Consider the following 297-nt stretch of genomic DNA (forward strand, 5'->3'; position numbering starts at 1 on the left):
GTGTCGCACGCTCCGTCAAGAAGATGCGCAACTACCTCGCCGAACTCATCCACCGCAAGCGCGAGAACCCCGGCGACGACCTGATCTCCCACCTCATCCGCGCCTCGGACGACGGTGAGCACCTCACCGAGAACGAAGCAGCGGCGATGGCGTTCATCCTTCTCTTCGCCGGCTTCGAGACGACGGTCAATCTGATCGGCAACGGCGTCCACACCCTCCTCCAGAACCCTGACCAGCGCGCGCCCCTCCAGGAGTCCCTCGCGGCGGGCGAGACCGGCCTGCGCGCCACCGGAGTCG

1 protein-coding gene is annotated in these 297 nt (G+C 67.0%); it reads left to right on the forward strand.

The window, feature by feature from the left end; genetic code table 11:
• Positions 1-297: cytochrome P450 (locus tag J0695_RS43495; protein WP_206970310.1), on the forward strand; the 297-nt coding region annotated here is incomplete at both ends.

Source organism: Streptomyces beijiangensis, assembly GCF_017315755.1.
GTDB lineage: Bacteria > Actinomycetota > Actinomycetes > Streptomycetales > Streptomycetaceae > Streptomyces > Streptomyces beijiangensis.